Origin of the sequence: Microbacterium sp., from assembly GCF_036566905.1 — a bacterium.
In the GTDB taxonomy this organism is placed as follows: domain Bacteria; phylum Actinomycetota; class Actinomycetes; order Actinomycetales; family Microbacteriaceae; genus Microbacterium.
In genome coordinates this window covers 1-8,691 of the sequence record NZ_DATCVK010000029.1, presented here as the reverse complement: position 1 = coordinate 8,691, position 8,691 = coordinate 1, and the positions used below count along the sequence as shown (strand labels likewise).

Sequence of the window (8,691 nt, the reverse complement as noted above, 5' to 3'; positions counted from 1 at the left end):
ACCAAAAACGAATATCAAACTGACATCCATGAATTGATCCAAAAAGGACCCCCACCAACCAAACAAATGGTCAGCGAGGATACAAAAATTGGCATTTGACAAGTGCACGCTGTTGAGTTCTCAAAGATCGGACGCACCAGCTTTCCGGTCTTTCAACCTTCGCCGCTGGGCAACTTCTCTATCTTACACACCCCGTTCCGCCTGTCAAACCGACGCAGCGAGGCACAAGACCCCACCACAACGCCGACCGACGCACACGAGAGTGGAAGACACCCATCCTAAGCCGAAACCGGCAGACTCACCAGGAGCAGTTCGGATGGGGTTGTTCACTGCTTGAGGGGAGCCAGGCCTTCCGGCCTTCCGCTCTACCCTTTGGGGCGAACAAGTAATACTTTACGTGCGACCGGCCGACCCGTCGAATCCAGCCCGCACCCCGGGCGTGTCGCACCCCCACACCCGCGGAAACATGCGGGAACCGGGCCAGGCCGACCGCGCTAGCGTGGAAGCATGACCGAAGAACGATGGGTGTGGGGCGTGGGCCTCGCGACGACCGCAGAAGACGGAACCGTGCTCGACACGTGGTTCCCCTCCCCCGCGGCGGGACGGATCCCGCTCGGGTTCGACCCTCAACTGGCGCCCGATCAGCTCGACCATCTCGCGGTGGCCGATCCGCGTCGCGCCGTCACCGTGGACGTCGTGGCGGTCGAGGCGGACCTCGATGCCCCGCCCTCGTCCACGCCGGATGCATATCTGCGCCTTCACGCGCTCTCGCATCTGCTGGTGCGTCCCAATGAGGTGAATCTCGAGGGTGTCTTCGCGCACCTGCCGAACGTCGCCTGGACCACCGCCGGCCCGATTCATCCCGACACGCTGACCCGCCTTCGTCCGTATCTCGCGCGCGACGGCATCCAGGTGCAGGGTCTCGACAAGTTCCCGCGTCTGCTCGACTACGTCACGCCCCCGGGGGTTCGGATCGCCGACGCCTCGCGCGTGCGCCTGGGCGCGTACCTCTCTCCGGGCACGACTGTCATGCACGAAGGGTTCGTCAACTTCAACGCCGGCACGCTCGGCCAGAGCATGGTCGAGGGTCGCATCTCACAGGGCGTCGTCGTCGGCGATGGCAGCGACATCGGCGGCGGCGCGTCGATCATGGGCACCCTGTCCGGCGGGGGAACGCACAAGGTGTCCGTGGGCGCGCGCACGCTGCTCGGCGCGAACGCCGGCATCGGGATCTCGCTCGGCGACGACTGCGTGGTCGAGGCGGGCCTCTACGTCACCGCCGGCACCAAGGTGGTGCTCCCGGACGAGCCGCGTCGCGCGGACGGCTCGCCCACGACCGTCAAGGGCGCCGAGCTGTCGGGCGTGGCCGGGCTGCTGTTCCGTCGCAACTCGCTGACGGGTGCCGTCGAGGCGGTCCGCCGAGCGGGTGTCGGCGTCACACTCAACGAGGCACTGCACGCCTGACATCGGCCGGCGGGGCCGCATCGCGACGTCGGCGATGCGGCCAGCCGTCGAGATCAGCGGCGGATCGCGTTGATCGCCAGATTGAGCACGCGCTGGCGCTGAGCCTCGTCGTCGAACGACGCCACGGCCGCGACTCCCGACACGAGCTTGACCACGTCGCCGATGGAGATGTCGGGATCGACGACACCGGCAGCCTGCGCGCGCTCGAGCAGCGGCTCACCGGCCGACAGCATGATGGTCCGGCACTCGGCGAGCACCGGAGATCGGCGGTTCAGCCCGTCCAGGAGCGCGTGCTTCGTGCCGACGTACGTCACGAAGCGATCGAGCCAGGCGCGCAGCGCGTCCCAGGGCTCGAGATCGGCGACCTCATCGGCGGCGCGCGCGAGCGCATCGACTTCGCCGAGATAGAGCGTCTCGATCAGATCGTCGCGGGTCGGGAAGTTCCGGTAGAGCGTGCCGATGCCGACCCCGGCGCGACGGGCGATGTCTTCCAAGGAGGCGGCGGAACCCTCCTCGGCGAACGCCTCGCGTCCGGCGGCTACCAGAGCGTCGAAGTTGCGCGCGGCGTCGGCCCGCTGGGGACGGCGCGCATCCAGCGCGGATACCCGCTCGACGACCGACATCCCGACGACCTCCCGTGGTGGTGCTGACCGCGACCGCCGAGGCGATTGCGGACGAAGTTGTGGTTGCGAAACGGAGGCATCCTCCGCTAATCTCAAAGCGGAGGCTTCCTCCGTTCGGAGACCTACCTCCACTTTACTCCGCATTCATCGGATCCGCACCCATCGGAAGGCCCGTCGATGCCCACCATCCCCTTCACCCCTCGCGCAGCGTTCGCGGCGATCGCCCTCAGCGTCGCCTCGCTCGCGCTGCTGCAGAACCTCGTCATCCCCGTCATCCCCTTGATCGCCGCCGACTTCGGCGTGACGGCGGATGCGGCATCCTGGACCAACACGTCGTGGCTCATCGCCGCCGCGGTGGCCACTCCCCTCCTCGGCCGGATCGGCGACCTTCGCGGCCGCCGCAACACCTTCCTCGCCGTCCTCGGCGTCGTCGCGATCGGCGACATCGTGGCGTCGTTCGCGCCGAACCTGCAGATCCTGATCCTCGCCCGCGTGCTGCAGGGAATCGGCGGTGCGCTGTTCCCGCTCGCCTTCGGCCTGCTGCGCGACGTGATGCCCCGCCACCAGCTCACCGGGGCCATCGGCGCCACGAGCGCGATCATCGGCATCGGCGGTGCGGCGGGCAGCGTGCTCGCCGGCCCCCTCGCCGAGTTGCTGGGCTGGCAGGGCATCTTCGCCGTGCCGTTCGTCGCCGCCGTGGCCGGCATCGCGCTGACCGCGATGCTCGTTCCGCCGGCAGGACTCCGCGCCACGGGAAGCGTGAACGTCGTCTCGGCGGTCCTGCTCTCGGGCTGGCTGATCGCCCTGCTGGTCCCGCTCAGCTCGGGTGCCCGCTGGGGCTGGACGTCGCCGCTCACGCTGGGCATGTTCGCCGCGGCGGCGGCGCTCGTCGTCGCCTGGGTGGTCGCCGAGCTGCGCTCCGACAACCCGCTCGTTGACCTGCGCCTGATGGCGACGCGCGCCATCTGGCCGGTCAACACAGCCGCACTCCTCATCGGCGCCGCCGCCTTCGGCTTCTGGGGCTACCTGCCACAGTTCCTCGAGACGCCCGCCGACTCGGGATGGGGCCTCGGGCTCGGCGTGCAAGCGGCAGGACTCGCGCTGCTCCCGCTCCTCATCGGCATGTCGAGCGTCGGCTTCGCCACGGGAGCGATCGCACGCGTCATCCCGCTCCGGCTCATGATGGCGCTCGGCGCGCTGCTCATGGCGGGCGGCGTGGTGTTCGCCGTCTTCGACCACGAGACGGTCCTCACCCTCGCCATCGCGGGCGGCGTGTTCGGGCTCGGCATCGGGCTCGCCTACGCCTCCACCGCGAGCATCATCGTCGAGAGCGTTCCGGCGGACCGCACCGGCATCGCGACCGGCGTCAACGCCAACCTCCGCACGATCGGATCGGCGATCGGCTCGGCCTTCACGACCGCGATCGTGTTCGGCTCGGTCGCTCCCGGCGGATCCCCCGCCGTCGACGGGTACGCCGTGGCGTGGCTGACCCTCGCCGCCGGCGCCGTGGTCGCTGCGGTCATCGTGCTGGGCGTCCGGCCGCGTCGATCGACGGATGCCGCGACCACGCCCACCGACGCGGAGAACGCGGACGAGCCCGCGACGCTCGCCGAGGTCGCCTGATCGCCGCGCGACTCGAACAGCGGATGCCGCGCCCTGAGGGGCGCGGCATCCGTCATTTCTGCCGTGATTCGTGCACGACGCACGCGATATCGAGCGCCGGGTCAGGAGAGACCCGGGTAGTTCCGCTCCTCGGCGCCGACGTACAGCTGCTGCGGGCGGCCGATCTTGGTCTGCGGGTCTCCCGCGGCCTCGCGCCACTGCGCGAGCCAGCCGGGCAGGCGCCCGATGGCGAACAGCACCGTGAACATGCGGGTCGGGAAGCCCATCGCCTTGTAGATCACGCCGGTGTAGAAGTCGACGTTGGGGTACAGCCGGCGCTCCTGGAAGTACGCGTCGTTGAGCGCGATCTCTTCGAGCTCCTTGGCGAGGTCCAGCAGCGGGTCGCTGACGCCGAGAGCGTTCAGCACCTCGTCGGCCGACTCCTTCACGAGCTTGGCGCGCGGGTCGTAGTTCTTGTAGACACGGTGCCCGAAGCCCATGAGCTTCACGCCGTCTTCCTTGTTCTTCACGCGCTCGACGAAGCGCTGCACGCTCTCACCGGAGTCGCGGATGCGCCCGAGCATGTCGAGCACGGCTTCGTTCGCGCCGCCGTGCAGCGGCCCGTAGAGCGCGTTGATGCCGGCTGAGATCGACGAGAACTGGTTCGCGCCGGTCGATCCGACCAGGCGCACCGTCGATGTCGAGGCGTTCTGCTCGTGGTCCTCGTGGAGGATCAGCAGACGCTCGAGCGCACGGGACATCACCGGGTCGACCTGGTAGACCTCGGACAGCACCCCGAAGTTCAGCTTGAGGAAGTTGTCGACGAATCCGAGCGAGTTGTCGGGGTACAGGAACGCCTGGCCGATGCTCTTCTTGTGTGCGTACGCCGCGATGACGGGCAGCTTCGCCAGCATGCGGATCGTGTTGAGCTCGACGTGCTCGGGGTTGTTGGGGTCGGACTGGTGCTCGTAGTAGGTCGAGAGCGCCGACACCGCCGAGGAGAGCACCGACATGGGGTGCGCAGTATGAGGAAGCGCGGAGAAGAATCGCTTGAGGTCTTCGTGCAGCAGCGTGTGCCGACGGATCTTCTCGTCGAACTCCCCCAGCTGGTCGGCGGTCGGGAGCTCGCCATAGATGAGCAGCCACGCCACCTCGAGGTACGTGCTGTTCTTCGCCAGCTGCTCGATCGGGTAGCCGCGATAGCGCAGGACGCCCTGGTCGCCGTCGATGTACGTGATCGCGGACTTGGTCGCCGCGGTGTTCACGAAGCCGTAGTCGAGAGCCGTATAGCCGGTCTGGCGGGTGAGGGTGGAGAGGTCCACGCTCGGCGAGCCGTCGGTGCCCCGCAGGAGCGGGAACTCGGCGGACGTATCACCGATCGTGAGGGTGGCCTTCTCCTGCTGGGTGCCCGCGTCGCTCACGGCGCCTCCTCGCGATTTCTGGTCGTACCGGGGGGTGTCGTCCGGTCCTGAGCGACACCGTGGGGCGGTCTGCGTCAGAACGGAGGGGCGGGACGGGGCATGCCGCGTCGCCGCGTCCTTACAGCCTAGTCCGCCGCTGCGCCTACTGCTGACACGGCCAAAGGGACGCGGCATCCGATGGAGGAATCCTCAGCGAGGGGCGATGGCGCCCGCGTCTTCGCCGCGCCGAGTGGACCCCGCCGCGCGCAGGCGCTCGGCGGCCGCGGCGATGCGGTCGTCGGTCGCGGTGAGCGACAGCCGGATGTGCTGCGGGAAGTGCACGCCGTAGAAATGGCCGGGACCCGCGAGGATGCCGAGGTCGGCGAGGCGGTCGATGCTCTCCCACGCGTCGCGGCCCTCGCTCGCCCACAGGTACAGGCCCGCCTCGCTCGCGTCGATGCGGAAACCGGCCGCTTCGACGGCCGGCCGCAGGATCTCGCGCCGGCGACGGTAGAGCTCCTTCTGGGCGGCGACGTGGACGTCGGCCGTGAGGGCGGCGACCATCGCGACCTGCACCGGCAGCGGCAGCATGAGGCCGAGGTGCTTGCGTGCCGTGAGCAGGCGCGCGACGACGGAAGGATCTCCGGCGAGGAACGCGGCCCGGTAGCCGGCGAGGTTCGACTGCTTGCTGAGCGAGTACACCGACAGGATGCCGCGCAGGTCGCCGGCGGTGACCCGGGGATCGAGCACGGACGGCACCGGCTCGCGATCCCAGGGGGCGTCCCAGCCGAGCTCGGCATAGCACTCGTCGGACGCGAGCACCGCGCCCAGCTCCCGCGCACGTGCGACGGCCGCACGCAGGGCATCGACGTCGAGAACACGGCCGTCCGGATTCCCGGGCGAGTTCACCCACACGAGGCGGGTGCCTTCCGGCCACTCGGCGGGGTCGTCCGACGCGACCGGCGTGGCGCCGACGAGGCGCGCCCCCACCTCGTATGTGGGGTAGGCGGCGCGCGGATGGACCACGACATCACCCGGGCCGAGGCCGAGCAGGAGCGGGAGCAGCGCGACCAGCTCCTTCGAGCCGACGGTGGGAAGGACGTTGTCGGGCGTGAGGCCGGGAACGCCGCGACGGCGGTGGTACCACTCGGCGATCGCCGCGCGCAGCGACGCCGTGCCGACGGTCTGCGGGTACGCAGGGGCGTCGGTCGCCGCGCGCAGCGCGTCGGCGACGACCGCGGGCGTCGGGTCGACGGGCGATCCGATCGAGAGGTCGACGATCCCGTCGGGGTGCGAGCGTGCCTTCTGCGCGTACGGAGCGACGGCGTCCCAGGGGTAGTCCGCGAGGTCGGCTACCGCCACGTCAGTGTTCCTGCGGCGGGAGCGCCTCGATGATCGGGTGGTCCTTGTGGATCACACCCACCTTGGCCGCACCGCCCGGGGAGCCGACGTCGTCGAAGAACTCGACATTGGCCTTGTAGTAGTCCTGCCATTCGTCGGGCAGGTCGTCTTCGTAGTAGATCGCCTCGACGGGGCAGACCGGCTCGCAGGCGCCGCAGTCGACGCACTCGTCGGGGTGGATGTACAGCGACCGGTCGCCCTCGTAGATGCAGTCCACGGGACACTCGTCGATGCAGGCGCGGTCCTTGACGTCCACGCAGGGAAGGGCGATCACGTACGTCACCCGCTCAGTCTACGTCCGAGCGGGGTCGACCCCACGCCCCGTCGCGCATCGGAACGGGGCGGAGCCTCCGAGCTGGGCCGGCCACGCCCGGAAGTCGCGTATGAGCGGCGCCGGTCGTCCGCTCAGGCGGCGGCGCGGACGCGCTCGGGCCAGGCGACGGCGAGGGCCACCAGGATCGGCACCGCGAACGTCCAGACCACGGCGAGGCCGGTCTGCGGCACCACCACCGAGCCTCCGGGTCCGCTCCCCGAGAACACCAGCGTGGAGATCATCATGCCGCCGCCGGTCGCGAGCGTCGCCCACCTGTCGGAGGTGAGGAGCCGAACCGCCAGCAGCAGTGCCGCCGATCCGATCACCGCGAGGATCAGCCCGAGCGGGAACCAGCCGATCGCATACGCGTGGGCGACGGTTCCGGCGACCCCGTACACCAGCCCGACGAGCAGTGCGACGATCCAGCTGCCGACGCGGGCGGGGACGGAAGGACGCATGCCTCGATGGTACCGACCTCGCCTGTGAGGGCGGGCGCCGGCTCACGCGGTCGGGCGACGGCCTACGCCGCCCAGCCCCACAGCCGCAGCAGCGCCGCCACGAGGGCCGCGGCGATCACCACCACGAGGAACGGCGCGCGTAGGAGGAGCAGCCCCGCGGCGACGAGCACGGCGGGCACGCGGGCGTCGACCACGACGGCCTGACCCGCGCCGAGCGTCTGCACGGCGACGAGAGCGGCCAACAGTGCCACCGTCAGCAGGTCGGCGATCCTGAGTGGAGTGGGTGCCTCCACCCAGCGGGGCGGGATGAGATAGCCGACGGTCTTGAGCGCCACGCACACGATCGCGGCCACGAGCACTGCGGTCCACATGGTCACGGCAGACCCTCCCGCTCCGCGACGTCGTCCGGCTCGGCGGCATCCGCCGCATCGTCCCTGCCGAGCCAGTTGGTCCAGCCGACGAGGATCGCGACGGCCGCCGCGACGATCACCGGCAACCCGGGCATGAGTACCGGCGTCAGCACCGTCGCGACGACGGCGGCGGCGACCCCCACGACGATCGGCTGCCGGGCCCGGAGACGCGGCCACAGCAGGGCGAGGAAGGCGGCCGCCGCCGCGGCATCCAGCCCGTACGCCCGCGGGTCGCCGAGCACGTCGCCGAGCAGGGCGCCGGCCAGCGTCGACAGGTTCCAGCCGACGTAGATGCCGATGCCCGTGACCCAGAAACCGAGGGTGCGGGCGCGCGGCGTGCGCTGTGCGAGCGAGACGGCGGTGGACTCGTCGATCGTGAACTGCGCAGCCGCGGCGCGGCGCCAGAAGCCCGGGCCGATCACCGGGGACATCCGGATGCCGTACGCGACGTTGCGCACGCCGAGGAGGGCCGCGGAGGCGATCGCGGCGGGTGCGGCCGCCAGTCCCCCGGCGCCGACGATCCCGACGAATGCGAACTGGGACCCGCCCGTGAACATCACGAGGCTCATCACGCAGGTCTGCCACACGTCGAGTCCTGCGGCGACCGCAAGCGCGCCGAACGAGATGCCGTAGGCACTCGTCGCGAGGGCCACACCCAGCCCCTGACGAACGGCCCGCTTCGCCTCTCCGGCGCTGTGCGCGTCATCGAAGTGGGGGTCGAGGGTCACGTCGTCATGCTACCGACGGGTGCGCGGCGTCACGCCGGTCCGCCTCGAGACGACTGGCCCATCTCGCCGGCACGGCATCCGCTCTCCGGGATTGCGTTTTCCACCCGCCCGGACCATGCTGGTCGCACACGCAGAAAACGCTTCCTCGCTTGTGGGTGCCACCGCCCGTTCTCATCACGGATTCTGCTTCCGGACGAAGGAGTCCCATGAGAACGACGCTGCCCGTGCGCGCCCTCCGCAGCCGAACGCCCCGGCGACCACTCACCAGAGCCGCCGGCCTGGCGACCGCCCT

General features: G+C 70.1%; 9 protein-coding genes. 2 read left to right on the top strand and 7 right to left on the bottom strand.

The window, feature by feature from the left end; all coding sequences use genetic code 11:
* Positions 1-507: 507 nt before the first annotated feature.
* Positions 508-1,464, top strand: a complete 957-nt coding sequence (dapD, locus tag VIP82_RS03050; protein ID WP_331905814.1) for a 2,3,4,5-tetrahydropyridine-2,6-dicarboxylate N-succinyltransferase — start codon at positions 508-510, stop codon at positions 1,462-1,464.
* 53 nt (positions 1,465-1,517) lie between these two features.
* Here dapD and VIP82_RS03045 read toward each other — a convergent pair whose 3' ends face one another.
* On the bottom strand, positions 1,518-2,087 hold the full coding sequence (locus tag VIP82_RS03045; protein ID WP_331905813.1) for a TetR/AcrR family transcriptional regulator: 570 nt from the start codon (positions 2,085-2,087) through the stop codon (positions 1,518-1,520).
* A gap of 177 nt (positions 2,088-2,264) precedes the next feature.
* On the opposite strand from VIP82_RS03045, the gene VIP82_RS03040 reads away from it, so the two are divergent.
* A complete protein-coding gene (locus VIP82_RS03040; protein ID WP_331905812.1) occupies positions 2,265-3,710 on the top strand; it encodes an MFS transporter in 1,446 nt (481 codons plus the stop codon).
* Positions 3,711-3,811: 101 nt separating this feature from the next.
* Here VIP82_RS03040 and VIP82_RS03035 read toward each other — a convergent pair whose 3' ends face one another.
* From VIP82_RS03035 to VIP82_RS03010, 6 genes are all read right to left on the bottom strand, one after another.
* On the bottom strand, positions 3,812-5,110 hold the full coding sequence (locus tag VIP82_RS03035) for a citrate synthase (protein ID WP_308870139.1): 1,299 nt from the start codon (positions 5,108-5,110) through the stop codon (positions 3,812-3,814).
* Positions 5,111-5,299: 189 nt separating this feature from the next.
* Positions 5,300-6,451 (bottom strand): succinyldiaminopimelate transaminase, encoded by a 1,152-nt coding sequence (dapC, locus tag VIP82_RS03030; RefSeq protein WP_331905811.1) that lies wholly within the window; start codon positions 6,449-6,451, stop codon positions 5,300-5,302.
* A 1-nt stretch (position 6,452) separates the two neighbouring features.
* Positions 6,453-6,773 carry a ferredoxin gene (gene fdxA, locus VIP82_RS03025; RefSeq protein WP_331905810.1) on the bottom strand — a complete coding sequence of 107 codons (321 nt, stop codon included), beginning with the start codon at positions 6,771-6,773 and terminating at the stop codon, positions 6,453-6,455.
* A gap of 122 nt (positions 6,774-6,895) precedes the next feature.
* A complete protein-coding gene (locus VIP82_RS03020; RefSeq protein ID WP_331905809.1) occupies positions 6,896-7,261 on the bottom strand; it encodes a DUF6113 family protein in 366 nt (121 codons plus the stop codon).
* Between the two features lie 62 nt (positions 7,262-7,323).
* The gene (locus VIP82_RS03015) at positions 7,324-7,638 is read right to left on the bottom strand and encodes an AzlD domain-containing protein (protein WP_331905808.1); all 315 of its coding nucleotides are present in this window, start codon (positions 7,636-7,638) and stop codon (positions 7,324-7,326) included.
* Complete coding sequence (locus VIP82_RS03010) at positions 7,635-8,399, bottom strand: AzlC family ABC transporter permease (protein WP_331905807.1); 765 nt, start codon at positions 8,397-8,399, stop codon at positions 7,635-7,637. Before VIP82_RS03010 ends, VIP82_RS03015 begins: the two co-directional genes overlap by 4 nt.
* Positions 8,400-8,691: the final 292 nt, after the last annotated feature.